The sequence below is a fragment of the Parasynechococcus marenigrum WH 8102 genome (genome assembly GCF_000195975.1).
GTDB lineage: Bacteria > Cyanobacteriota > Cyanobacteriia > PCC-6307 > Cyanobiaceae > Parasynechococcus > Parasynechococcus marisnigri.
On record NC_005070.1, the window covers coordinates 945,960 to 970,009 of the forward strand.

General features: G+C 53.2%; 25 protein-coding genes. 9 read left to right on the plus strand and 16 right to left on the minus strand.

Annotated features, from left to right (window positions below; translation table 11 throughout):
- Positions 1-94: 94 nt before the first annotated feature.
- The 10 genes from TX72_RS13815 to TX72_RS04795 all read right to left on the minus strand — a co-directional run bounded on the left by TX72_RS13815 (position 95) and on the right by TX72_RS04795 (position 11,970).
- Positions 95-577, minus strand: a complete 483-nt coding sequence (locus tag TX72_RS13815) for a hypothetical protein (RefSeq protein ID WP_011127819.1) — start codon at positions 575-577, stop codon at positions 95-97.
- Positions 574-1,248 carry a hypothetical protein gene (locus TX72_RS13820; RefSeq protein ID WP_011127820.1) on the minus strand — a complete coding sequence of 225 codons (675 nt, stop codon included), beginning with the start codon at positions 1,246-1,248 and terminating at the stop codon, positions 574-576. Before TX72_RS13820 ends, TX72_RS13815 begins: the two co-directional genes overlap by 4 nt.
- The gene (locus TX72_RS04765) at positions 1,245-1,661 is read right to left on the minus strand and encodes a hypothetical protein (RefSeq protein WP_148228770.1); all 417 of its coding nucleotides are present in this window, start codon (positions 1,659-1,661) and stop codon (positions 1,245-1,247) included. The genes TX72_RS13820 and TX72_RS04765 overlap by 4 nt, the downstream gene beginning before the upstream one ends.
- Before the next feature lie 32 nt (positions 1,662-1,693).
- Positions 1,694-3,007, minus strand: a complete 1,314-nt coding sequence (locus TX72_RS13145; RefSeq protein ID WP_011127822.1) for a MotA/TolQ/ExbB proton channel family protein — start codon at positions 3,005-3,007, stop codon at positions 1,694-1,696.
- A 34-nt stretch (positions 3,008-3,041) separates the two neighbouring features.
- Complete coding sequence (locus tag TX72_RS04775; protein ID WP_148228771.1) at positions 3,042-3,338, minus strand: hypothetical protein; 297 nt, start codon at positions 3,336-3,338, stop codon at positions 3,042-3,044.
- Positions 3,339-3,383: 45 nt separating this feature from the next.
- Entirely contained in the window at positions 3,384-4,544 is a 1,161-nt protein-coding gene (locus tag TX72_RS13150) for a beta-barrel domain-containing protein (RefSeq protein ID WP_011127823.1), read from the minus strand.
- 2 nt (positions 4,545-4,546) lie between these two features.
- Entirely contained in the window at positions 4,547-7,570 is a 3,024-nt protein-coding gene (locus TX72_RS13155) for a peptidase domain-containing ABC transporter (protein ID WP_011127824.1), read from the minus strand.
- Between the two features lie 118 nt (positions 7,571-7,688).
- Positions 7,689-8,396, minus strand: coding sequence for a peptidylprolyl isomerase (locus TX72_RS04785; RefSeq protein ID WP_011127825.1), 708 nt, complete (start codon positions 8,394-8,396; stop codon positions 7,689-7,691).
- 965 nt (positions 8,397-9,361) lie between these two features.
- Complete coding sequence (gene malQ, locus TX72_RS04790) at positions 9,362-10,900, minus strand: 4-alpha-glucanotransferase (RefSeq protein WP_011127827.1); 1,539 nt, start codon at positions 10,898-10,900, stop codon at positions 9,362-9,364.
- A 41-nt stretch (positions 10,901-10,941) separates the two neighbouring features.
- On the minus strand, positions 10,942-11,970 hold the full coding sequence (locus tag TX72_RS04795) for an NAD(P)-dependent oxidoreductase (RefSeq protein ID WP_011127828.1): 1,029 nt from the start codon (positions 11,968-11,970) through the stop codon (positions 10,942-10,944).
- A 56-nt stretch (positions 11,971-12,026) separates the two neighbouring features.
- Between TX72_RS04795 and TX72_RS04800 the strand changes: the two genes are divergently transcribed.
- Complete coding sequence (locus TX72_RS04800; protein WP_011127829.1) at positions 12,027-12,986, plus strand: LCP family protein; 960 nt, start codon at positions 12,027-12,029, stop codon at positions 12,984-12,986.
- Here the strand turns inward: TX72_RS04800 and TX72_RS04805 are convergent.
- A complete protein-coding gene (locus tag TX72_RS04805) occupies positions 12,946-13,476 on the minus strand; it encodes a hypothetical protein (protein WP_042503308.1) in 531 nt (176 codons plus the stop codon). The genes TX72_RS04800 and TX72_RS04805 overlap by 41 nt on opposite strands.
- A 56-nt stretch (positions 13,477-13,532) precedes the next feature.
- Between TX72_RS04805 and TX72_RS04810 the strand changes: the two genes are divergently transcribed.
- From TX72_RS04810 to TX72_RS04820, 3 genes are all read left to right on the plus strand, one after another.
- On the plus strand, positions 13,533-14,528 hold the full coding sequence (locus TX72_RS04810; RefSeq protein ID WP_011127831.1) for a ribose-phosphate pyrophosphokinase: 996 nt from the start codon (positions 13,533-13,535) through the stop codon (positions 14,526-14,528).
- 88 nt (positions 14,529-14,616) lie between these two features.
- Positions 14,617-15,654, plus strand: coding sequence for a glycoside hydrolase family 10-like protein (locus TX72_RS04815; protein ID WP_083810622.1), 1,038 nt, complete (start codon positions 14,617-14,619; stop codon positions 15,652-15,654).
- Positions 15,655-15,657: 3 nt separating this feature from the next.
- Positions 15,658-15,891 carry a hypothetical protein gene (locus TX72_RS04820; RefSeq protein ID WP_011127833.1) on the plus strand — a complete coding sequence of 78 codons (234 nt, stop codon included), beginning with the start codon at positions 15,658-15,660 and terminating at the stop codon, positions 15,889-15,891.
- Between the two features lie 24 nt (positions 15,892-15,915).
- Here the strand turns inward: TX72_RS04820 and TX72_RS04825 are convergent, their stop codons facing one another.
- Both TX72_RS04825 and TX72_RS04830 read right to left on the minus strand, forming a co-directional pair.
- Positions 15,916-16,692 (minus strand): metal ABC transporter permease, encoded by a 777-nt coding sequence (locus tag TX72_RS04825; protein ID WP_011127834.1) that lies wholly within the window; start codon positions 16,690-16,692, stop codon positions 15,916-15,918.
- Positions 16,685-17,377, minus strand: a complete 693-nt coding sequence (locus tag TX72_RS04830; RefSeq protein ID WP_011127835.1) for a metal ABC transporter ATP-binding protein — start codon at positions 17,375-17,377, stop codon at positions 16,685-16,687. The genes TX72_RS04825 and TX72_RS04830 overlap by 8 nt, the downstream gene beginning before the upstream one ends.
- 92 nt (positions 17,378-17,469) lie before the next feature.
- Here TX72_RS04830 and TX72_RS04835 point away from each other — a divergent pair, with 92 nt between their 5' ends.
- Together TX72_RS04835 and TX72_RS04840 are read left to right on the plus strand one after the other, a co-directional pair.
- Positions 17,470-18,390, plus strand: coding sequence for a metal ABC transporter solute-binding protein, Zn/Mn family (locus tag TX72_RS04835; protein WP_042503311.1), 921 nt, complete (start codon positions 17,470-17,472; stop codon positions 18,388-18,390).
- Positions 18,391-18,543: 153 nt separating this feature from the next.
- Positions 18,544-19,587: a hypothetical protein gene (locus TX72_RS04840; RefSeq protein WP_011127837.1), complete on the plus strand. Its 1,044-nt coding sequence runs from the start codon at positions 18,544-18,546 to the stop codon at positions 19,585-19,587.
- Here TX72_RS04840 and TX72_RS04845 read toward each other — a convergent pair whose 3' ends face one another.
- The 3 genes from TX72_RS04845 to TX72_RS04855 are packed head-to-tail and all read right to left on the minus strand — an operon-like array spanning position 19,588 to position 22,530.
- Entirely contained in the window at positions 19,588-20,910 is a 1,323-nt protein-coding gene (locus TX72_RS04845; RefSeq protein WP_011127838.1) for a hypothetical protein, read from the minus strand.
- A complete protein-coding gene (locus tag TX72_RS04850) occupies positions 20,907-21,560 on the minus strand; it encodes a TIGR03943 family putative permease subunit (RefSeq protein WP_011127839.1) in 654 nt (217 codons plus the stop codon). Before TX72_RS04850 ends, TX72_RS04845 begins: the two co-directional genes overlap by 4 nt.
- 13 nt (positions 21,561-21,573) lie before the next feature.
- Positions 21,574-22,530, minus strand: a complete 957-nt coding sequence (locus TX72_RS04855) for a permease (protein WP_011127840.1) — start codon at positions 22,528-22,530, stop codon at positions 21,574-21,576.
- Between the two features lie 79 nt (positions 22,531-22,609).
- Between TX72_RS04855 and TX72_RS04860 the strand changes: the two genes are divergently transcribed.
- The 3 genes from TX72_RS04860 to TX72_RS04870 are packed head-to-tail and all read left to right on the plus strand — an operon-like array spanning position 22,610 to position 24,016.
- The gene (locus tag TX72_RS04860) at positions 22,610-22,909 is read left to right on the plus strand and encodes a hypothetical protein (RefSeq protein WP_011127841.1); all 300 of its coding nucleotides are present in this window, start codon (positions 22,610-22,612) and stop codon (positions 22,907-22,909) included.
- 59 nt (positions 22,910-22,968) lie between these two features.
- Positions 22,969-23,274 carry a hypothetical protein gene (locus TX72_RS04865; protein WP_011127842.1) on the plus strand — a complete coding sequence of 102 codons (306 nt, stop codon included), beginning with the start codon at positions 22,969-22,971 and terminating at the stop codon, positions 23,272-23,274.
- Positions 23,275-23,302: 28 nt separating this feature from the next.
- Complete coding sequence (locus TX72_RS04870) at positions 23,303-24,016, plus strand: 16S rRNA (uracil(1498)-N(3))-methyltransferase (protein ID WP_011127843.1); 714 nt, start codon at positions 23,303-23,305, stop codon at positions 24,014-24,016.
- Positions 24,017-24,050: the final 34 nt, after the last annotated feature.

Here is a 24,050-nt window from a genome sequence, read left to right on the forward strand (position 1 = left end):
CCTACTTAGTATTTTAATCTGCCTGACAATACTATATATTTTTTCTTGATTTGTTCTAGTTCTCATTCGTTCTTCTTGTTTTTGTGTATTATTTTCAACAGTGGTCTTTCAGTTCTCTCCTGATCTTTGGCACGGCGTCCGGCTGTCCTTGCATCAAGAAAGCTTCTCTTTCTATATCAAATTTCTCGCTTTCATAATTTCGATATAGGATTGACTCTATTGCTATTTTTACCGCTTCATCAACATTTGGCATCCATCCAATTGGCTGTAATGATCCTGTCCTACAGGTTTGCGCTGCATGAACAGCTTCATGTAAAAATGTTGTCCTAAAGATTCTCATTTGTTGTGTTATAGGTGCAATCCATATAACTTTCTTTTTTGTATTTATCAATCCGTAGGTACCTTGCATCGGCGGTTTCTCAAATTTGATTTTAAATCCAGCCTCTATCAATGACAATCTAAGTTCATTCAAGTCTTTTACTAGATCTATTTCTTCTGCCCTAGATGGATTTACTGTAGTTAGAGCCAAAAGCGATGCAATTATGGCTGTCGAAATGTGTCTGTTAATATTTATCATTGAATTGTCATGCTACGGCCTGAATTACCCCAGAAATTGATAGGGTCATCTTTGTACCAGGGTTCCCAACCAATAGGAACTTTATTTTTTCTGGCAGATCGTTTTATCTCTCTGTACATCTTATACCCTGATGCTTCTAGTACTATGAAAACGGCTTGATTATTTGTGTTTAGGTTTTTCATTAGTGTGTCTAGCCAATCTCTCAATTCTTCACTCTCAGAGTCAATCGTAGGTTCTTGTGACCTTAGGATTTGTCCTTTCTCATGATTGATTGTCATTGATATACCATTAATTTGCTCTTCCTTTTCCCATCCGTTTAATTTGCTATTGCAGATTTCTAGCTCTGGAGATAACAAGTTTTCACAACTTCTTACCTCTTTGGCCCTCTCGCGGTCTAGTTCAGCCATTCTATTTATTGCAGGCTGTAAATCCCACACTCCTTCTTTTGCTGCTTGTAAAGTCCAGAATTGTTTCTTTGTTTCTTTTTTCATTGGCGCTTGTATATTGACTGCACTTGTTGCAGCGAAGACACCAGCAAGTGAGCTAACTAGCACAAGTACCCCAACAACATTGCATAAGAGATCTAATAGGCTGTCTGAGCTGTCAGCTAACCCAGATGAACTTTTTTTGCCCTTTTTACGGAGAAGGATTTGTTTCTGTTCGGTATTCATTTGGGACTCTCCGGAAACTTAACTTTAAGTTCACTTTCGATTGGTTCGTAGCCATATTCTAACTTATTGAACTCTGCTTTCGATCTTAGTTTTTCAAAACAAAGATATCCTTCAGGTCGTACACCTATGATTATGTATTGGGGTGTTTCATCAGTTCCTAGGCTTTTTATGATGACATCTACTTTCTCATCGTTTATATTCATATCCATACTTTCGTTTCGGATTAACATGTTCATATTTCCCTCCTTATTGCATACAATATAATTTCCATTTTTACCTTTACCTTCTCCTCCGGCAGGCAGGAGTTTCACCACATTGACTCCTGGTTTAATTTGCAAAGCGAATATTACGAGTGTCAATGTCTGGACACCAATTGTTGCAGTCATTATGTTTAGGAACGATGACAGATCCATACCTGCGTCGCCCTTTTTTCTGCGTCTTCCCATTATCTTGACCTAATTTTGTCCATAAGTATACCTATGCCAAATCCATTCCTTTCTCTTCTCATGTTCTTATTCAGCAGGTCAATGGATTCTTTCAATTCAATCAACGATCGTAATTGAGCTTTTTGATCTATACCGATCCTATTTTCAGCTAACAAGTCGCTTAGTTCACCGGCAAGCAAATTCATTGCATTTCTTATGATGTCAGTCTGTTCCTGTAAGCTTAGGCGTGCTTCACTCACTCCTTCTACAGAATCTCTGACAATTGTTGTAAGTGGTGTTAGTTTTTCTATCGTTGCTTCCGTTAATTTTTCTGCATAAACCTGGGCTGGTTCTACCAGTACTGATGGATCTGGTAGATGTTTTTCGAACGCATCGCTTATCAACCCTGCAATGTCGTCCCCAAAAATCTCTTTTGGTGTGGGTTTCTCTGGAGTTTTCTCTGATGTTCCACCGCCAGCACCACCTCCAGTCCCTTCTCCAGACTGTGACGCTATTTCACCGCTACCCAGAGGACTCAGTGATAAGACTCCATCTCTCACAACTCCGTCAATTTGGCTCAGTAATCTATCTTCAATCTTTTCACAAAGTGTGAGTGGGAATGCCAAAAATACTGATATTACCAGTGCTAGGAATGTTGTGTCGAACGCTGTACCAAGTCCCCCAGTAACTTGAACCAAGCCATCTTTTAGACCATCAACGTTGTCTGCGTTACTAAGAACGGCATCAAATGAACCAACAGCTTGGGACATTCCAATAACAGTTCCTATAAATCCAGTCAGTGGAATTGCCCATAATAATAGCTTTGGAAAACTAAAACTACTACTCATGGATAATTCGTAAAGATCAACATCTCCATCGGCAGCTCGTTCCAGCTGAAACGCTGATCCTGTTGATTCCCATACATCCAATAGGTGTAGAAGTCGTTTACCGACGAGAGATCCAGAATTCTCAGATTTAAGTTTTATAGCCTCTAAATCACCTTGCCTTACTAAACTTGGTATTTCTAGATCAAATGCTAAATAATCTTTCTGTGCTTTTTGCAAAATGCGTAATTTGTTAAATAAGAACCACCCCAGCATTCCGCCCAATATGAGTGTTGCAACTTGGGTTGGTCCACGCTGATGAAAAAGGGCATGCCCTGGCATTGCGTCTGGAAAGTTCACCGCCCAGATCAAAAAGCCAGCAATCCCCCCGGTGATGATCCACCGACCGAATTTTGGATCAAGGTCATTGCCAAGGCCCAAGCTTACCGAAGGTACAGGTACGCTTCTGCTTCTTGCATCTGCTTCGAGTTGTCCTGTGGAGGTTGTCACTGTTCAGTTGATGTAATGTTGATTTGCTGATAGTTTACTTTTTTTCTGTATTCCATTCTTGCCATTCTACTTCTAACTCTCCAGCATCATTAGCTCCTGGTGCTGGAATCTTTGTTAGCAGTTCGTCTGGTAGTCCGAGACGTTGAAAGACCGTTTGTCTTTGTACCGCCGGCATTGCGGAAAACGACCTCACCACATCTCTTACTTTGTACTCTGAGTAGACCATTTTCATTAATTCATCTTGATCCTCATCTGGAAGATTTTTAAACCAATTGACAAACTTTTCGGTTTTAGTTTTAAGGTCCATTTTCGGAGGGTTCAGCGGGGGCATCCCTCCAATTATAGCCCCTAATGTCAAGCAGTCCCCAGCTCTAGTTTACTTACTTGATTTTATTCTAGTAAGCGAATCTAAGGCCTTTTGTACCGCATCTGTTAGTAATGATATGACCCGCTTATCTCTAAGAATGAGATTCACTTGTACACTTTGGCCCGCACTGATTTCGTATTTTTCTCCATCTTTTTCAAGATAGTCCTTGTCAATCTTCACGTATGCCGGGAACCTAGGCATTGGATTTTGTTGATCTGGTTCTAGTGGAAGTGTCCCCACTGACTTCAAGGACCCTGTAATTGATCCAAATTGTGTATACGGAAAAGCATCGACCCTTATTTGGGCTTTCATTCCAGGCTTCATAAAACCAACATCTTGATTAGTAATGTATATTTTTGCCTCGATTTCCCCTCCTGGGACAACTTTTACGAGTGTCTCTCCCGCCGAAGCCGCATACCCTGCGCTTGATGGAATCATCCCATAGACAATTCCTGCAATCGGTGCGCTCAATTTTTCTTTTGTTATCGTATCCTGAACTTCAACCATTTGCCGTTCTAGTTCTGATATTTCACGCAGGGATTCTTGTTTTAGTTTGTTGAGCTGTGCTTCTACTTCCTCCAAGTCCGCTTTTACAACTTGTGCCTCTGACTCCAGTTGTTCTACTTTATTCCTTTGCCTTAGCAGCTCTGTTAGTTGCATTGCGCCAATCTCTGCTAAGGGTATGATATTTGTATATATACTTGATTCTGTATTTAACGATCTATTTATACCATTTAATCGCTCGACTACTCCTCTCTTTCTAGCCTCGACAGCTCTCGACTCTTCTTCAAATCTTTTTCTTTCGAGCTTTATTTGTGTTTCTAATGTTTCTTTTCTCTTTCGAGATACGTCTGCGTCAAATCTCAATAAGGTGTCTCCTGCATTAACTTTTTGCCCCTCCTTAGCTACAATATCCTTAATTACTCCCCCGAATGGTGCTTTGACTGGTCTTTCAGCACCCAGCGGTTGTAATTCTCCAGGAGCCAGTACTACTTCGTCAATTTTTGCAAATACAGCAAATATAAATCCGAGTGATGCTGTCGAAATAATGGTCCATGCCAGAGCCTTGCTCCAAAGAGGTGCCGGCCTTAGTTGTACTTCTTGATGATTGAGTGGCCTTACAGCCAGACTTGAGTTGGTTTTTGGGCTATTTGAATTTGAGGTAGTCATTTTTAGGATTCTTGTTGGTGGTAAAGTGTTGCATAGCGGCCATCCAATGCCATAAGTTCTTCATGAGTACCTTTTTCAACTAATGCCCCTTGATCCATTACAAGAATAACATCAGCAAATTTGAGAGATGCCAATCTATGAGTTATAAAGAAAACGGTGCTATCCTTATACAATTCTATCAGATTTGCCGTTAATCTTCTTTCAGTGTCTACATCAAGAGCACTTGTTGCTTCATCTAGTACTAGTAATCTTGGTCTCCTGATTATCATTCTTGCTATTGCCATTCTTTGTCTTTGTCCTCCACTCATTCCAGCTCCTCTTTCCCCTACGGAGCTGTTGTAGCCGGCGGGCATAGCTTGAATAAATTCGTGTGCACAGGCAATTTGTGCTGCTACTACAACTTCCTCAAATGATGCATCAGGCCTTGCTAACGCAATATTTGACATTACTGACCCGTCGAACAACAGACTATCTTGTGGTACTACACCGATTTGCGATCTTAAGGAGTAGAGATCTACTTTGCTAATGTCATTATCGTCTATGAGAATTTGGCCATCGTTTATTTCGTATAACCTTGTTAGCATTTTCAACATTGTGCTTTTGCCAGAGCCACTACTTCCCACGACCCCAATGAATGAACCTTGTTCAATTTTGAAATTAATGTTTGATAGATTAAGTGCTCCTTCCTTCCCAAATCTAAAGTTAACACCTTTATATTCCACTGTTCCTACTATGGGAGGTATTGGTGGCTTTTGTTCTCCAGTAATTTCTAATTCTTGGGGATGATCTACGATATCAGCCAGTCTCTCTAACGATAATGCAGTTTCTTGAAAATTTTGCCATAAGTTTGCCATCCTAAGCAAAGGACTTGTCACGTAACTTGCTAGGATTCTGAAGGCAATTAATTGTCCAAGTGTTAGTTCACCTTTTAATACTAGTGAGGCTCCAATCCACAAAACAATAAGTCCTGAAAGCTGTTCAAGAAACTGACTTGCTGATCCGGCCGCTGTGCTTGTTACGGTGTTCCTAAAACCCGATGTTATCTGACCTCCGTAGAGCTGTTGCCATCGCCACCGACTATGAATTTCCATACTCTGGCCCTTAATGGTTTCCATTCCTCCAACGGTCTCAACTAAGTGACTTTGTACCCGAGCGTTAGCTTCAGCCTGTTCTCTAAGTTGCTTTCGTATGATTGGTGCTGATACTAATGTCAACCCCACAAATAATGGAACTACTACTAATGACCATACTGTTAATTGGACTGAGTAAAGTAACATAACAGCAATGTAGATGATTGCAAAAATTGCATCTAACACTACCGTTAGCGCTGTTCCGGTCAAAAACTGTCTTATTTTTTGTAGTTCATTGATTCTGCTGCTTACTTCACCGACTGGTCGATCTGAAAAGTAACCTAATGGAAGCCTAAGTAGGTGATCGATGATTGATGAACCTAATGAGATATCGATTCGATTTGTAGTATCTGCAAATAGGTATGTCCTTAGCGAAGATAATACCGCTTGAGCTAGACTCATGCCTATTAACAATGTTCCAAGCACATTAAGGCTGCTAACATTTCCTTGGCTGATCACAGCATCTATTATTTGTTGTATCAAAAGTGGATTTAATAATCCAAATAGTTGTACAAAAAAACTGGCGACTAGAACCTGAATAAGGACTGCTTTATGTTCTTTTAAAGCTGGTATAAACCATCCCAACCCAAATCGTTTCTTAGGTGATACTTTGCTTCTTTGAATCGTTAAAACCTGTATTGTTCCATCATCGTTTCTAGCACCTAAGTCTTTTGTTGAAACTTTTATTTGTCCTTCTTCGGGGCAACTGATCAGTGCTTGGCCAACCATGTCCGCTGACCATAATATTATTGGTTTATTCTTACGTATTGCTATTGCAGGTAATTGTAAACGCCCTATCTGGTTTTCCGTTACATTTATTTGTGTTGCTCTAAGGCCAATTAAGTCAGCAGTAGCAGCAAGTTGAATCAAACCAATTGATCTTTCTCCCGTTTCTGATAATTCATTTCTCATCAATTGATCTTCAATTATTCTCTGTATTACATCTTTTCTAAAAGGTATATCAAAGTATCTCGCAAGCATTCTTAATGCAGCCATTGGAATCCCTACAGGTCCAGACCCATCCAACTGTGGAAAGCTCCCGTCATCGCCAAGCTTTCCATACCAATCTTCAAGAGCCTCCTGCTGTTTTTCTACTGCAACTATTGCTGTGCTGCTTTCTTGCCAGTCAGGTTCTACGACTTCAGCCTCAATTTGGAGAGGTGCAGCCTCGCTAGAGTCTGGGCTTACGACTAATACTTGTGGGACATTGATTGGAGGTGTAGCTCCACTTTTAGAGATTAATCTTGCAGGAACTTTCCCTTGAACTATTAACTTCATTGGTCCAAGTAATTCTTCACCTGGCTTGCATCCAGAAATGTTTGAACTGCTTACCAACCACGGCCCCCATTTAGAATCAACAAAGTGTTCACCTGGAGGTAGTAATAATATTTTGTGATCTCCTTTTGATTCTGCTATTTTGTTGCTTGCCCAGTCTTTTATCTCGTTTTTCGTGTTATTTAGAGGCGAATTTGTTAATATACTAACTCCATACAATTCTTCAATGTTAGGTTCAAGAAATTCATTTGCAAATTCTGCGTTTTCCGCTATTACTTGCAGAAATCCAGTTTGAGGAAGCAGCCATAGCAAGCTTGGCTGCGATGCGGCTAATGCATAACCAGTTACCCCCCTGAGGATTCCAATATGTCCAGCTTGATCTCCTGGAGCTAATCTATATAGTGTGAAAGGTTCTTCTCTTTCATCTAATGCAAGCAATCTCATCTGACCCTCTGCTATGAGGGCTATCCCTGGAGGAAGGTCTGAAAAATCATATAATTTTTGACCCGGACGTAATCGTAATGGTTGAATTGTTTCTGCTAGTTTTGCCTTTTGCTCTGTTGATAGTTTTGAGAAAGGCGCCCAGGAGTTGATTAGGCGCAATGCCTGTCTTAATTGCATTTATCAAATTTGACCTTTCAACGTTAGCACATAGGTATATTACTTAGCAGTAATTTTTTTGTTTGTCAGTACAATCTAACGCAGAGGCTCGTCTGTCTTCTTTGCTACTGAATTATTTTCACATCGTCTTCTGGGACACTATATCTCTTGACTTCTTCAGTTCTTCTGCTAGGAGTTCCTCGCCCAGTTCCGACAATATTTTCAACCTCTCTTCTTTGTTGAAGACTGCCGGCCAGAGTTTTTCACTTATAACGATTCCCCATCCGTTTTCAATTTTTATTGGCGGCCATACTTGTTTGGGTTGACTAATCCTTAGCAATTCAGCAAGTGCATCAGGTAACTCTTGTAGTTTAACTGGTCCAACCCTACCGATTTTTAATCCCTGAGGAGGATTTGTCGAGAGTAGAATAGCATCATCAACGGAGCATTCTCCCTCTTTGATGCGAACAAATACTTCGCCAGCAAACGCTTCGTCATCTATCCATATCATTGAGTAGCTAACTTTGTCTAACTTTGCCTTTTCTTTTAGGAATTTTGTTGCAGCTTGGTTTTTGAACTTCTTTTCGCAAACTTTAATCCATCTATAATATCTTGTTGCCCTTGTTAGTAACGATTCCTTGTCTACGTTCTCGCTCCTCATCCATTTCGCAAGTTCTTCTTGGGTATAGATGTTCATGCTACTTAAATATACTTGTATTACCTCTTCCTCCGATGCGTCTAGTGTTATTTCCGTCTCGATCAATTCATCAAGTACTAGTTCTCGTTTTATGGAGCCTTCGATGCCCCATCTTTTCAGATCTTCAGGATTTATAGCTTTTGTGCTCACTTGGTGCTTTGCCGACACTTGACGTATTTTAATTATCCTAGCAAATAGGGTGTTGATTTCATTTGTTTATTTCTCTATTCACCTTTTGCTTGGGTTTGTTCACTTCTTTTTTGTTTCCGTCCTGTTCTGTTAGAGGAACTTTATTTTTTGCACTGTATGAGCGTGTTTTTTAGTTTTTTATCTCTTTTGGTATTGGCGCCTGACTAATAAACCTGATTTATTAACTCTTTTTTGTATTGATTGTTTTTTCTTAGTCTTTTTCCCGACCTTTTCTTCACTATCTAGATAAAGTACCTTATCGTTTGGTTTTCTCTTTTTCCCCTGCCTTTTTGAAATTTCTTGTAGTTTCTTTTGGTTTCGCAGCTGACTTTCTTTTTGCCGCAATAAATTTTCCTCTTCGGTTCTTGCATGTGTGTAAATATTTTGCAGTTTTTCTTTTCATTTCTGTATCTCTTGTTTCCTTGATATGCGTTTATTTGCTATTTATTGCTCTTTCTATTGTGGTTGCAGGTCTATTATTCCAAGGATTTTGTGCTGTTTTTTGTCGTGTATTGATGTTGCTCTGTTTTGTCTTTTTTCTTGAGTGCAGTTTCTGCGACATGCTCTATGAGGTTCTGTTTCTTGTTTGTCTGTGATTGTCCTGGTCTTGATCCCTTCTATTTGTTTCTCGTTTCTTTCGTTAATGTCTCCAAGGTATGATTTAAGTTTACTCTTGTTTTAGTGTTTCCTTTTTGGTTTCTACTTAATTGATTCTTTCACCTCCCTGTGAATGTATCTTGCGTCGTTCGTAGAACGTTTGATTGACTTTTCGATCGCTTTATTTTTGTCTGCCTAAGTTTTTGGGTGCTTATAGGCTGAAGGCTTTTCGGTGATGTCTAATTCCTTCCTTTCTTGAGTCATGGTAATTCTATTGTATCGCTTTGATTCCCAGTCGCTGATTTATTTTGGATCGGTTGGTTTCAACTCTAATTTTTTGTCATGTGCTTGGCTCCATTTTTGGAGCGTCCCCAGATCGATCCTCTTTCTCCAAAACCCTGAAGTGCACCTTCCACGTTTTTATCAAAGTTCGGTTGACGCCAGTTCCAATTTCCTGTGGATGTCCCTGGTGTGTTGAAACGAGCTGAATCATCTAAGTGAAGCAGATCCTGCAGTGGGGCGACGACCAGTTCTGCCGATGTTGCAAATGCCATGTCGAGCAACTGCCAAGCCGGTGCGTTCACTGCTCCATTGATTCGACATGTGATTCGGTTGCGGCTGTCCTGATCAAGTGTGTTCCACCAGCCCAGTGTAGTCGGGTTGTCGTGGGTGCCGGTGTAGACCACCCAACGTCGTCCCTCGATATTTTCAGGCAGGTATGGGTTGTCGGCCTGTCCATCGAAGGCAAATTGAAGCACTTTCATCCCTCGCAATTTAAAGTTATCGCGTAGCTCCTCTACATCGGGTGTGATGACCCCTAGGTCTTCAGCAATTAAAGGTAATTCTCCATTGCCATCTTGACGAAGCTTCTTCAGCAGCTCGTTTCCCGGAGACGGCTGCCACTGTCCGTTTTTAGCTGTCTTGTCTGCTCCGGGGACTGCCCAGTAGGCAGCTAGTGCTCGAAAGTGATCGAGTCGCAACAGGTCCGCTAGCTGGCGTTGTCGTGTGAATCGCTGTCTCCACCATCTATAGCGCGTTAAGCGATGTCGTCCCCAGCGATAAACCGGTGAACCCCAGAGCTGTCCGCTTTCGGAGAAGTAGTCAGGAGGTACGCCACTTTGGGTTGTGAGTTCACCGTTCTCCTTGATGGTGAATAAGTGACGATTGCTCCAGACATCAGCGCTGTCTGCACTGACATAGAACGGCAGATCTCCGAACAGTATGACGCCTTTCTCTCGTGCTAGCTCCCTGATTGCATTCCACTGTTGATCCAAGTGCCATTGCTGCAGCTTGATGGCCAGCAGTGCATCGGCATGATCACGTTTCCATTCACGCAGCGCCTTGCGGTTGTTACTTGCAAGCCCATCAGGCCAGGTCCACCAGGCTTCACCCTGCTGTTCATGCAGAACGCTGAAGCAGGCGTGAGCTTCCAGCCACGGCTGTTTTTTGCACCAACGTTCAAACGTCTGGTGATGATTGGTCGGCTGCTTCGGCCATCCTTTGAGCAGTGTTTGGGCAAGGGCGCCGCTTCGCTGTTGGGCCAGGCCAAAGTCCAATCTCTCGACGCCACTGCTTGGTTCACTCGCTCCAGGTAAGTCTTGGCAATCCTGCTCACTGATGAAGCCATCCCGGCGAAGTTCCTCGGCATCAAGAAACCAGGGATTCAGCGCGAAGCTGGAGGGTGAGTTGTAAGGCGAGCCGGTTCCGTCAGGAGGTGCAAGTGGCAGAAGTTGCCACACGCCGATGTTGTTGTCCGCCAGCAGATTGATCCAACGGCGGCATGGTTCTCCGAAGCTTCCGCAGACTGCACTCCCAGGAAGTGCTGTGGGATGTAGAAGCACCCCTGTGCTTCGGGATGGAGTCGTCATTTTTGCCGTCGGAGCTCCGATCTGATCTCAGCATGGCTGCGTCAGAACAAAGCTGCATCGCCGAGGTCCTGTCCCGCCATGCCATCCCGCACCACCCGTTCAAAGAACCGCTCCAGGGTGTCTTCTCCGTAGGAGGGGGTGGCATCGGCGTCGTAGCACTGACGCTCGGGATCCCACACCAACATCGACTCAGCTGCGTAGTAACGCCCGATGCGTCCGAATTCGGCGGTGTCCTGAAGCCCGGGGAACAGTCGGGACAGTCCCTCCAGCAGAGCGATTGGACCGTCCATCAGGGCAATGGGAACCGAGAGCATTCGCGGGGGGCGCCCCAAGGCGCGGAAGAGCATTTCTCCCTGTTGTTTGGCGCTGAGGGCTGGCCCTGGCCCGCCGATGGGCAGCACCTGATTGCGTTTGTCCTCATCCCGGAGGCAATCGGCCATGAACCGGGCCAGGTCGGCTTCGCTGATCGGCTTGCAGCTGGCCAGTTCTCCGCCTCCGAACATCACATAGGGCCCCCCTTTGCGGCAGCTTTCCACCTGCCCACCCAGACTTTTGAAGAAGGCGGTGGGCCGGACGATCGAATGGGTCATCTCCCCATCGGCCTGCAGTTCCGCTTCAAAGGCCAGTTTCGCCTTCTGGAATTCCAGCAGCGGTTTCTGCACGCAGATCGCCGAGAGCAGCACGTAATGAGCCACGCCAGCCCGTCGTCCCTCCCGGTAGGTGTTGAGGGTGGCCTGGTGATCAATCGCCCAGGAGTCATTGCGGCCTCCGGTGCGTGACGCCAGACAGGAGACCACCACATCCGTGGGTTGGTTGAAGGCCTCGGCAGCAATGGAGGCGGGGTCGGTGACGTCGCCAAAGCGGACCTCAGCGCCCTTGTGATCGATGATCACCTGCTCCTGGCTCTGGCGCCCCCCGATGCCACTACGTTCGCGGGCGAAGGCCACCACCTGGTAACCCCGTTCCACCAGCTCTTGCACAACAAAACGACCGATGTAGCCGGTGGCTCCGAACACCACCACCCGCACCTGTTCAGGGGGGCGGCTGCGGAAGTCGTGACGCAGAGCCATGGTGCTCGGGACTGGACAACTGGGCGAAACTAGGCGCCGTAGCCCGCCTGGGGACGATGACGCCCACCCAACCGAAGCGGTTGATGCCCTGGTTGGGCCGTCATCCACTGCGGACCGTTCTGCGACTTGCCGCAGCTGTGGTGGGCCTTGGTGCCACCGGTTGGCTGCTCAGCACGGTTTGGCCAGAGCCGGACCAGGTGGCCCGAACGGAGCCGGTCGCTGCCGACAACCCCACCAATCTGGCGCCCTTGCCTCTGGGGCCGGTGACGCTGTTGGTGGTGGGAATCGATGCGGATCAGACTAACGATCCCGTGAACAATGCAGCGCCGCGGGGACGTGCCAACGCCGATGCCGTGATGGTGGTGCAGATCGACGCCCAACAGCCGCTGCGGGTGCTCCAGGTTCCGGTCGAACTGGCCCTTCAGCTCCCCGGTCAGACGACGCCCGTCAAGCTCGGCAGCATCTGGCAGACGGGTGGTGTTGCCCTGCTGAGCGATGCGATCCGGGAACTCGTCGGTCTGCCGGCTGATCAACCGCACCGCTACGTGGTGGTCCCTCGGCGGGTGCTGCGCTCCCTCGTGGACGGCCTCGGGGACCTCGACGTGATCCTGAATGCCTCGTTCCAACGGACGGACAAGGCACAGAACTACACCGTCAATCTTCAGGCCGGCCGCCAGAGTCTCAACGGTGCTCAGGCTGAGCAGCTGGCGCGCTACCTCAAGGATTCTCTTGATGATCCCAACCGTCGCCTGCGGCAGCAGTTGCTGATCCGAGCCGTGGTGGAGCAGTTCAAAGGACCAGGGGTGATGGGCAAAATCCCTGGGTTGGTGGATGTAGCCGCCAGTGCTGTGGAGACGAACCTCTCCAACCCAGAGATGCTCAGCCTTGCGGCGGCTGTCCTGTCCAGTCCGTCATCGGTGAACATTCAACAGCTGCCTCTGGCCAAGCGGGCCGGGAAGCAGGTGCTGCGTCAGATCAAGGCTGGTGAGCCCCTGCCCCTTTGGCCGCGGCTGTGACGCAGCGTCGGTTCAGTTCCTGCACCAGATGATCGAGGGCGAGCTCCCGTTCAAGGGCGTCGGCTGCAGGAATCCAGCCCATCCAGGGGAGACCATCCCTGCGGCGTTGCAGTCGGTTCCACTGTGATCCGATCTGGACCAGTCCGATGAGGGGCGCACCGAGTTGATGGCAGAGGGCGGTGTAGGCCGCCGCTGAGCCAGCAATGTCACCGCCTGTTCCCCCGGCGACCATCAGCAGGATTGGTTGGCGCCAGTCGGCCAGGGCGTCAAGCCAGCAGCCCCCCTCCGGCCTCTGTCGCGCCACATCTCCGCAGAAACGGATCAGGCCCTGCTGAGCCGATGGTTTCGACAGCGTTTCCTGCGGCGATTCGCCTTCGCTGATGTGGCTCAGCTCCAGCCCCCAGCGATCGGACAGGGCTGTGCTGGCCTCGCGCATCAGCAGCTCCGGCAGGGGGCCTGCACCCACCAACAGCGGAACATCTGTGGACATGGGGGTCCTGCTCACCACTACCATCGGATTACAGCAAACTTCGTCCCGCGGGCGCCGTGACCAGTTTTCTGACCGCAGCCCGCGCTGAACAGGAAAAGCTCACACCGGACACGCGCCGGTTGCGCTTGTTCAGCGGTACCTCCAATCCTGGGCTGGCCAGGGAGATCGCCGCATATCTGGGTGTTCCTGATGGCCCCCGGGTGTGCAAACGCTTCGCCGATGGCGAGCTCTACGTGCAGATCCAGGAGTCCATCCGGGGCTGCGATGTGTTTCTGATCCAGCCCACCTGCGCTCCGGTGAATGATCACCTGATGGAGCTGCTGATCATGGTGGATGCCTGCCGTCGGGCCTCGGCGCGTCAGATCACCGCAGTGGTGCCGTATTACGGCTACGCCCGCGCCGACCGCAAGACGGCGGGGCGTGAATCGATCACTGCCAAGCTCACCGCCAACCTGCTGGTGAAATCCGGCGTGGATCGGGTGCTGGCGATGGATCTGCACTCAGCTCAGATTCAGGGTTACTTCGACATTCCCTGTGATCACATCTACGGCTCACCGGTGTTGGTGGATTACCTCTCCACGCAGAACCTCGACGACATTGTCGTGGTGTCACCGGATGTGGGCGGTGTGGCCAGGGCCCGGGCCTTCGCCAAACAGATGAACGATGCGCCATTGGCGATCATCGATAAGCGCCGCACGGGCCACAATCTGGCCGAAAGTCTCACGGTGATCGGCGACGTCTCCGGCCGTACGGCGATCCTGATCGACGACATGATCGACACCGGTGGCACCATCTGCGCCGGTGCCAGGCTTCTTCGCCAGCAGGGTGCAAAACGGGTGATCGCCTGTGCCACTCATGCGGTGTTTTCGCCCCCGGCCAGTGAACGCCTCTCGGCCGATGGACTGTTCGAGCAGGTGGTCGTGACCAACAGCATCCCGATTCAGCAGGAGCGAACCTTCCCTCAGCTTCAGGTGCTCTCAGTTGCCAACATGCTGGGCGAAGCCATCTGGCGCATCCACGAGGAGAGTTCCGTCAGTTCGATGTTCCGTTAAGGCCGCAGGCCTGGCTCTGGGTCTGCTGCTGGCGTCGCCGGCTCTGGCGGAGTCGCGGATTGAGCGGTTGCTGCCGCGACGCACAACCATGGGGGTGTGGCTGACCAACAGCCCCAGCAAGCTTTACTACAGCCGCGAGCGGATCACGGCCGCACTGGATCAACTGCAGCAGGCCGGTTTCAATCGCGTGGTGCCCAATGTTTGGAGCCGCGGCACCACGTTTCACCAAAGTCGCTTTGCACCGGTGGAGCCGCCGCTCGTGAAGGCAGGTGTGGAGGTGGATCCGATTTGCACGCTGGCGGAGGAGGGCCGCAAGCGAGGCATCAAGGTGATGCCCTGGTTCGAGTACGGCCTGATGGAACCGGCCGACGCCGCCGTTGTCCGGGGGCACCCCGAGTGGGTGTTGGCCAAAGCCGATGGTCAGCGCTGGATGGCGATGCATGGGAATCACCGCATGGCCTGGCTCAACCCGGCGCATCCGGAGGTGCGAGAACGGTTCATCGGCCTGGTCGTGGAGACGTTGAAGCGCTGTCCGATGGATGGTCTGCAGCTGGATGACCACTTCGCCTGGCCGGTGCAGTTCGGCTACGACCCCTACACCGTTGAGCTGTACCGGCAGCAGACCGGATCAGCACCCCCGCGTGACCACACCAACCGAATGTGGATGAGCTGGCGTCGCCGTCAGCTCACAGCGTTGCTGCGGGACTTGCGGGAACGATTGGAGCAGGAGGACCTTTCCACGACGATCAGCCTGTCGCCGGGACCGTTCCGGCATGCCTACAACCTTTGGCTTCAGGACTGGGAACTGTGGGCATTGGGGGAGTTGATCGACGAGTTGGTGGTGCAGAACTACGCCTATTCCGTGAACGGGTTTGCCCGCGATCTCGACCAACCGGCGTTGCGCAAGGCCCGCGACTGGCGGATCCCAACCCAGATCGGAATCCTGGCGGGGTTCGGACGACGCACCACGTCTATCGGCGATCTGGAGCAGAAGGTTCGCCTGGCCCGTGAACGCGGTTACGGCGTGATCTTCTTTTACTGGGAGGGCCTCTGGGGTCGGCATGTGCCGGAGACCAACCGCCAGCATCGCTTTGATTCCTTCCGGTTGCTGGGGCGTGAGGACTGAGCCTTGACGGAGATCGAGCTCAACCGACTGCGCGCAAAGTTGCGGCGCCTGGCATTCACCGAGGAGGCGATTGATCGCACCCTGCGGCGATTTCAGAGGGATCTGGAGACCTTTGCGTCCGCCAGCCGGATCATCGAGGGCCTGGAGCGTAATAATCCAGAACAGCAGGTGCTGCAAGCCCTGGCCTGTGGCCTGATCGCGGCTGTGTTGGGCGGATGGTTTGCCACTGTGTATTAGCTGATGCGTTGGTGCTGATGGCGATCAGGGGCGTTTGAACAGCAACAGCCCTACACAGAGCACGCCAATCAAAGGGCCAGGGGGGAGATCCGCGACAACCGCGAGCATCATGCCGCCGCCACAGAGCAGCAGGCCTGTTCCCGCAGAGCGCAGCATCAGCCCCCGCAAGCTCAGGCAGCGGTCCACATGCACCAGCACCGGAGCACAGAGCAGGGCGATCACCAGCACGATGCCCACAGCTGTGATGGCGCTGATCACCACGAGGGCGGTGATCACGATGGCGGTGAAACGAATTCTGGATACCGGCCGTTTGGCCGCGACGGCTCCATCGGGATCGACGCCGAGGAACACCAGATCGCTGTAGGACAGGCTCAGAAGCAGCAGCAGCGCGACGGTTGCCACGGCGGTGCGTATCAGGTCTGCCTCGTTGGCGGCCAGAAGGTCGCCGAACAGCAGCGTTTCCAGATCAACTCGCGCCTGTAGCAAGGGCACCATCAGCACGCCAAGGGCGGTGAATCCGGCCAGAACAGTGTTCATGGCACCTTCTTCCCGGCCTTTGAAGCGTTGGTTGAGTCGTTCCGCCAACAGCGCTCCCAGCAGTCCGCTGATCAGGCCGCCGATGGTTGGGTCGAATTCGAAGGCCAGCGCCAGGATCAGGCCCGGCAAGACCGAATGGGCCATCAAATTGGCCAGCAGGATGCGCCGCTGGGTGATCAGCAGTGAGCCGGTCGCTGGGCAAATCAGCCCGATCAGCAGGGCCAGGATCAGTGGCGTCAGCCACCAGAGGTCGAGCTCAGCCACAGCAATGACTCCCCATCAGGCAGGCCATGTCGTTGAGCTGGTCGCGCACCTCAGCGGGGGATCCCGCGGCAAGCACCCTGCGATCCAGAACGACGACACGGTCGTAGCTGTCGAGGGCACTGCCCCAGTCGTGGCTGCTTACAAGAAGGGTCTGACCGGAGCTGGCCTGTTGGCGCATCACCCCGAGAAGGTGCTCACGGCTGGGGGGATCGATGGCACTGCAGGGTTCATCAAGCAACAGGACGTCGCTCTGCTGCATCAAGGCTCGGGCCAGCAGCACGCGCTGTTGTTGGCCCCCGGAGAGCTGATTGAGACGCCGCCCCCGCATCTCCCCCATTCCGACCCGCTCCAGCAGGGTCTCGGCCGTCGTTGTGCCATGGCTTTTGGTTTGTCCAAGCCTGACCATGTCCCTCACGGTGATGGGAAAGGTCCAGTCGATGGCTGCCCTCTGGGGCATCAGGCCAACGCTGCCGCCGCATTCAAAGGTTCCTCCTGAAGGTTGGAGGCGGCCATGCAACAGATGCAGAAGCGTTGATTTGCCAGCGCCATTGGGCCCAACCAGTGCCGTGAGCGTGCCGGGCTGGAGCTCCAGGTCGACACGCTCCAGTGTTGGTTTTGGGCCGTAGCTGTAGCTGAGATTCCTGGCTGCTAGATGCCCCTTGATGGACGAATGCGGTTCTGTCACAGCTGCGGTGGGTTCACTTCATCATGCGGTCGCGATTGGGTTGCGCCAACCCGTTGAACTGTAAAAATGATAATCATTCTCATGCGAGTGTCATGGCGCGTCCTGCGCTTTTGGTCAAGGGTCTGGCGGTCGCCCTGGGCGTTGTCTCGGGTTGTTCAGTCGCGGCGCAGGCGGCCCAGCCAAGCGTTGTGGCTGTGGATGGAACCCTGTGTGACATCACCCGAACGGTGGTGGGAGCGGCGGCGAAGGTCACCTGCCTGATCCCGCCGGGTGGTGATCCCCACGGCTATCGCCTCAAGCCCAGCGACCGGCAGGCCATCGCAACGTCGGCAGCGGTGGTTCACATCGGCTTTGGTCTCACCCCTGCAGCCAATGAGATCACCAGTCCTGGGTCTGTCGTGGCCGTTGGCGAACAGGCATTGCCGAATTACAAGGGCGACGACCCCCATGTGTGGCATGACCCGGCCAACTCGGCCGCCATGCTGTCCGCACTGAGCACTGCTCTGATTCCTGTTCTGCCCGCATCGGAAACAGAAGCTTTTAAAGAACGCGCGACGGCAGCTATTGCTGTGTTCAACGACCTCGGCCGTTGGGGAGCCATTCAGTTTGAAACGCTGTCTCAACCGCAGCGGGTGATCGTCACCGATCACAAGACCTACAGCCACCTGGCTGATCGCTACGGGGTGGATGAAATTGCCATGCTTGATAGCTACACCACTGGGGGTGTGCTGCGTCCCTCCAGCCTGCGCAGGATCAGCAAGGAGATCCAATCTTCAGGCGCAAAGGTGATTTTCACGCCATCGATTCCTCCCAACAAAACGCTCCGCAGGATCAGTAAGTCAACCGGATTGCCGATTGCGCCCACACCACTGTTTGGTGAGGGAACAGCTGCCGGAGAAACAGCGATCTCCACGGCGGCGATCAACATCTGCACGATGGTGCAAGGGCAGGGCGGGACCTGTGATAAGGCCTCTGCTGAGGCCCTGAATGATCGTTGGCAGGCCATTCGTTGATGCCTGCTTGACGTGCACACGTCCAAGCATCCTCAATCTTTTTTCCTCTCCCTCAACATTTTTTCTCCCGTGTTCGTCTTCTCAGCCAAGCCACGTCTCAGGCTCCTGCTTCTTGCCCTGCTTCTGCTCCCTTGCACTGCAGCCCGGCCTGTCATGGCCCATGGATCCCATGGGGGAGGTGATGAGGAACTTGAGGCTGGTGAGTTTGATTTCACACCTCTGATCACCATCGAAGGGCATGGTGGGTTTGAAACCAACTTGGATGACAACCCCAAGCATTACGCCATTGATGGATTGTTTGGTGGCGTGTTCCAGTGGGGCTTGGGCAACGGCGGAAGTCTCACGGTTGAAGCCGCCGTGGGACCTTCAGTGGTGTGGGGTGAGGCTGAACATTTTTACGGCAAGGTGCATGTTGATGATGATCATGGCCATGAGGATGAGGACCATCACGATCATGCTGATGCTCATGCTGGTCATGAGGACGATCATGATCATCACGACGAACATGCTGAGGATGATCATCACGACCACGAAGAGCATGCAGATCACGACCATCACGATGACCATGACGATCATCACGACGAACATGCTGAGGATGATCATCATGAGCACGCAGAGCATGCCCACGATGAACACGGGCATGGCGATCCTGAGCTGAAACGAACGGACGTTCGTGGTTTCTTCAGCGTGCGCTATGAACCCAATGATCGCCTCAGCCTCACGGTGGATTGGATGCCCTATTACGTCACCAGGGATCAAGGTGACGATATCCAGGGTTTAAAGAATGAGTTGGGTGCTGAAGTGGTTTGGGCGCTTGGTGATGGTGACGTTGACTTCGCGCTGGGTGATGGTCTCGAGAACATTCTCGATGGCGTTTTCCTCTCCGTGATGCACCGTCAGGGATGGGAATCCGATGGCACCTGGATGGGCAACTACACCGATCCCCGCCTGGGCGTTGGCTTCAACATTGACCAGATCAATGTCACCATCGATGCCGGGCCTCGTTTCTACACACCTGGCAGCTATTCAGGTTTGAGTCAGCGGACTGACTTTGCCGGTGAAGTGGAAGTTTCGATTCCCGTTGGCGATGCCGTTCTGTTCGCCCATTGGAAGCCGACCTACAGCCCGGATGATGCTCCTGGCTGGGGTGAAGGATGGCAGCACCACCTCGGCACGGGGGTGACCTTCAGCTTCTGATCACCCCGCCGGCAGCCAGCGGGCTTCCTTGATCGATTCGTCCATCACTTTCCTCAATCGGAGAGTGTCGGCCTCGATCAGGGCGGCTCGCCCTCCCTTCAGATCGGGTTGGGTCAACGTCATCAACAGATCGTTGCCAACGGGGTTGTGCTCCATCCCCGTTCCTGGGCTCAGGCTCCAGGGGGCCAGATTTCGCCGTTGAAGGACTGTGCCTTCGCTGTTGAACTGCACCAGTTCATGTTGGCTGCGCCGGCCCTGCCAGATTCCCAACACCGCCCAGATCCGATCGCCGGAGCCACTGCAGCTCACCGCCAGCACGGCCTGTTCACCGAGGTGGAGTTGTCGCGGGGCCAGGCCAGGAATCACCAGTTCGATGGAGCGGCGGTAGTCCGGCCAATGTCGGATCAGCACCGCGCGGCCAGACGTGGCACAGAAGGCCCCCAGCTCACGGCTTCCCGGCAGCACTTGGGGAGGCTTGCCGTTGTCCTTGAGTGGCTGGATGCTGATGCCGTTGTAGCCCGGCACCACCAGGCCACCGCCGGCTGGCAGCAGCTGCATTGGTCCAGAAGACGGCAGCTTCAGCATCTGTCGCTCGCCGTTGGCCAGCAGCAGCTCAAGGCTTTCACTACCCGGTTTCAATCCACCGGTCTGCACCAGCAAATCGCCATTGATGTTGCTGCTGATGTGTCCAAACAGCAGATCGCCCTTACTCAGTGGTTCCACTACGCCTTGCACTGGTACTCCCAGCTGTTGTTGCGACAGGGCAAGGTTGCGGGGGGTGAGCCGTTTTCGCCAGATCGTCTCCTTTCCTTTGCCGTTACTGCTCACCATGGCGACACCGCTGCCGTTGCCCAGGGGAACCAGGCTCTGCAGCGAGGTCCAGACAGGGCTGAGGGGATGCCACTGGCCTTGCCGGTCCTGCAGCTGCAGCTGCTCCCCGCCCTCCACCTGCCGCGTCACCAGTAACCACGGGCGTGGATCCCACCATCGCTTCTGAGGCGTCATCGGTTGCATGCGCTGGTCGCGGCCCGCCAACGTCAGTGCGATGGGGGCATCGATGGGCGTCATCCCTTCGAGGATCAACCGCAATCGGTTGCCTTGGCCCAACCAGCGATGGGGCAGTGCAGGGTCAAGGCTGCTTTCCGCCGCCAGGTTGTTGCGGTGCATCGAGCGGCTGAAGCTCAGGTCCACCGCCGCTCGACCGGACTGCAGGGGTTGTGGTTCGACGCCCAGCAGCCGCGGGGCCCGTCGCAGCAGCAGCTGTTGCTGGAGGACCACGGTCGCAGCAGCCAACAGCAGCAGCAGCGTCAGCCTGCGCGTCATGGCTCCAGCGGTCGCTCGGGGCGGGGGATGGTCTTGATCACAGTCGGCACCACCACAGCGGTGGGTTCACCATGGCGCGGGGCGACCGTCATCCGGCCCTGAATCGCCAACCATTGGTTGGCTTTTGGTTCGGCATCCTCGGGCCAGGCCACTGCAAGACCCGCCGGGGTGGCATCGGCCAGGCAACAGCGCACGGTGAGCCTGGCGATCAACGGCGGCCCCTTGGGTTGCCGCCACACGAAGCCGCTGATGTTGACGGGATTTCCGTCCACCAGCTGCGGGTCGGGCTGGCTGCGCAGCAGCCGCACCCATTCCGTGAGGCTGCGCTGCTCCGGCGGCAACACGAAGGCGAGCTCCGTCGGCTCCGGCAGACCCTGGGGGCGGTTGCTCGCCAGATCACTGAAGGAGGGGTTCGGGGGGATCAGCAACACCAGACAACCCAGTGCTGCGCTGATCAGCCAGGGCCAGCGCGTGGCCTCACGGCGGCGGCGATGTCCGATCACCAGCAGGAGTCCTGCTGCGATCAAAACGGCTCCAGAGGCACCGACCAGGCTGTGAAACACTCCGCGCAGCAACAGATCCAAGCGGCCGCTGAGCACGCTCCAAATCACCATCCATCCCCAGAGGATCAGCAGCAATCCGCGACTCATGCCACCCCCCGGATCACAGCTGCCACAGGTTGACCCATTGGCCGATCAGCAACACACCAAGGCTGGCAGCGACGGCGGTGATGGCGATGGCGCGGGGCCGAATCAGCACTGTGAACAATCCCGCCAATTTGAGGTCAACAACCGGTCCAAGCAACAGGAATGCCAGCAGTGCGCCCGGGGTCACCTGCGCCGCGAAACCGAGGGCGAGGAAGGCATCCACGCTCGAGCACACCGACACCACCACCGCCAGCAGCATCAACGCCAGGATTGATCCTGTCGGTGCCCCGCCGATCGCCAGCAGCCAGCTGCGCGGCAACCAGGTCTGCACGGTGGCGGCGATGACGCAGCCGAGCACCAGCAGAGCCAGCAGATCCAGGAATTCGCGACTGCTTTGATTGAGCACATTCCTCAGTGATGGGCGCTGCGGCCTTGGTGCCGTGCTGTCTGGCAGCGGTGCACCAATCAACCCGCTGCCCCGTTGCAGCAGGTCGAGCTTGCGGAGCGGTTGACTGAGGCGCCGTTCGCTCAACAACGCCGTTTCCAGCAGCTGTGCTTCGGGCAGTTTTGCCAAGAGCATGCTCAGCAGGATGGCCAGAAGGAAAGCCCCCAGAGGCCTGGCGATCAGCAGCCAGGGTTGATCGGGAAAGGCCGCCCAGGTGCTGGCCAGCACGATCGGATTGAGCACCGGTGCTGCAAACAGGAATCCAAAGCCGGTGCCCAAGGGTGCGCCACTGGCGAGCAGGCGGCGGGCGACCGGCACATTGCCGCACTCGCAGGCCGGCAGGGCAAACCCCATCAGTGCGCCGGTGACCGGGGCGAGCACTGGGTGACGGGGCAACCGGCTGATCCAGGCCCCCTGGGGCACCAGCCAACGGGCCAGGCCTGCGATCACCACCCCCAGCAGCAGAAACGGAATCGCCTCCAGGAGCAACCCCTGAAAGATTGCCCAGGCGGTGGCCACTCGTTCCACGCTCTGGCTGTTGCACGTAAAGGGATTCTCACAGCTTTACCAGCCATGGCGATGGCGGTGTGTGCGACGTTGAAGGCTGGTGCGGGAGCACGCGGTGGCGTTACGGAGGGTGTTGTCAGGGCTGGTGTTGCTCTCGACCCTTGGGGCGGCTGCTCATGCCCAGACCCTCGACCAACGCTTTTTCCAGGTGCAGCTGCTGCTGGATCAGATCCAGCTGGCGGTATCGACAGGAGACGCCGCTGGGGTGTGTGCATTGTCCCGCCGCGCCAACGACCGCTTGCTCGACATTCTTCCGGCGCTGCAGCGGCAGCGCCCTGGGCTTGATCACGCGGCTCTTCAGGACCGGATTCTTCTGGGGTTCAGCCGCTGTGATCGGTAGGTCCACTCATTGCTGAGCGCTAATCCGCGATCCAGGTTGTTGTCAGTGAATGCACTGCGATGGGATTGATCCAGACCCTTCAGAGCCGTCTGCTGCGATACGAATCCACGGCGCTACGTTATCGACAAGCTTATTTCAGCGCTGCACGCAATCTGGCGCGGGCCCAGTTTCTGCTGGGGGATGCTGAACTCAGTCAGCGGTTGTGGCAGGACGTCGCCGATCGAGGGCTGGATGTCGAGCGGATCGAACAGTTGATGTACGGCTGCTGGTTTCAGGACGATCCAGACGCCATGGCTGAGGCCGATGCGGCGTATCTGAGCCGGACGGCTCCGCACGAATCTCCCGGCATCTTCGAGCACTGCTGATGGCTTTGCCGCCAGGTTTTGAGTTGCGGTGAACATCCTGCTGCTGCGCCAAGGGGACGACTGGCTTGATGCGACCACGGTGCACATCACCGATCACAGGGCTGATCACCTCCGCCAGGTGTTGCGATCAGCGGTAGGGGAGTCGATCCGGATCGGCGTTGTGGGGGGGAAGCGGGGTGATGCTCGGGTCGAAGCGAGCGATGCCACCGGCGTGACCCTGAGGGTGGCCCTCAACGAACCGCCACCGCCACGGCACCGATTCGACATCGTCCTGGCCCTGCCGCGCCCGAAGATGCTGCGCCGGATCCTGCGCACCGTGGCGGAATACGGGGTCTGCAACCTCCACCTGATCAACAGTGCCCGGGTGGAGAAGAGCTTCTGGCAAACCCCGCTTCTGACGGCGAACAAAGTTGAGGAAGCCCTGATGGCGGGGATGGAACGGGCCCGGGACACCGTGGCGCCGGTGGTTCATCAGCACCGGTTGTTTCGCCCTTTTGTGGAGGATCAACTGTCGACAATCTGCGCCGGTCGCCCCTGCTGGCTGGCGGAGATGGGATCAGCCCTGGCCCTTTCAGCGACCCCAGCCGTACCAGCGGTGGTGATGATCGGTCCGGAGGGGGGCTTTGTTCCCTTCGAGTTGGAGTTAGCCCAGGCGGTGATCGCGCAGCCGGTGCATCTGGGCACTCGGGTGCTCAGTGTGGATACGGCATTGACGGCCGCATTGGCGCTGGGTTGGGGATGATGGATGGCAACGTCAACACTGCATCGATGGGTGA

Excerpts from the sequence above, each read along its gene's own strand:
- TX72_RS04865 (WP_011127842.1), top strand. The coding sequence starts at position 22,969 with ATGGGATTGATCCAGACCCTTCAGAGCCGTCTGCTGCGATACGAATCC.
- TX72_RS04795 (WP_011127828.1), bottom strand. The coding sequence starts at position 11,970 with ATGGCTCTGCGTCACGACTTCCGCAGCCGCCCCCCTGAACAGGTGCGG.
- TX72_RS13150 (WP_011127823.1), bottom strand. The coding sequence starts at position 4,544 with ATGACTACCTCAAATTCAAATAGCCCAAAAACCAACTCAAGTCTGGCT.
- TX72_RS04850 (WP_011127839.1), bottom strand. The coding sequence starts at position 21,560 with ATGAGTCGCGGATTGCTGCTGATCCTCTGGGGATGGATGGTGATTTGG.
- TX72_RS04840 (WP_011127837.1), top strand. The coding sequence starts at position 18,544 with ATGGCCCATGGATCCCATGGGGGAGGTGATGAGGAACTTGAGGCTGGT.
- TX72_RS13820 (WP_011127820.1), bottom strand. The coding sequence starts at position 1,248 with ATGAATACCGAACAGAAACAAATCCTTCTCCGTAAAAAGGGCAAAAAA.
- TX72_RS13815 (WP_011127819.1), bottom strand. The coding sequence starts at position 577 with ATGATAAATATTAACAGACACATTTCGACAGCCATAATTGCATCGCTT.
- TX72_RS04805 (WP_042503308.1), bottom strand. The coding sequence starts at position 13,476 with ATGTCCACAGATGTTCCGCTGTTGGTGGGTGCAGGCCCCCTGCCGGAG.
- TX72_RS04775 (WP_148228771.1), bottom strand. The coding sequence starts at position 3,338 with ATGCCCCCGCTGAACCCTCCGAAAATGGACCTTAAAACTAAAACCGAA.
- TX72_RS04835 (WP_042503311.1), top strand. The coding sequence starts at position 17,470 with ATGGCGCGTCCTGCGCTTTTGGTCAAGGGTCTGGCGGTCGCCCTGGGC.
- TX72_RS13155 (WP_011127824.1), bottom strand. The coding sequence starts at position 7,570 with ATGCAATTAAGACAGGCATTGCGCCTAATCAACTCCTGGGCGCCTTTC.
- malQ (WP_011127827.1), bottom strand. The coding sequence starts at position 10,900 with ATGACGACTCCATCCCGAAGCACAGGGGTGCTTCTACATCCCACAGCA.
- TX72_RS04815 (WP_083810622.1), top strand. The coding sequence starts at position 14,617 with ATGGGGGTGTGGCTGACCAACAGCCCCAGCAAGCTTTACTACAGCCGC.
- TX72_RS04765 (WP_148228770.1), bottom strand. The coding sequence starts at position 1,661 with ATGGATCTGTCATCGTTCCTAAACATAATGACTGCAACAATTGGTGTC.
- TX72_RS04800 (WP_011127829.1), top strand. The coding sequence starts at position 12,027 with ATGACGCCCACCCAACCGAAGCGGTTGATGCCCTGGTTGGGCCGTCAT.
- TX72_RS04845 (WP_011127838.1), bottom strand. The coding sequence starts at position 20,910 with ATGACGCGCAGGCTGACGCTGCTGCTGCTGTTGGCTGCTGCGACCGTG.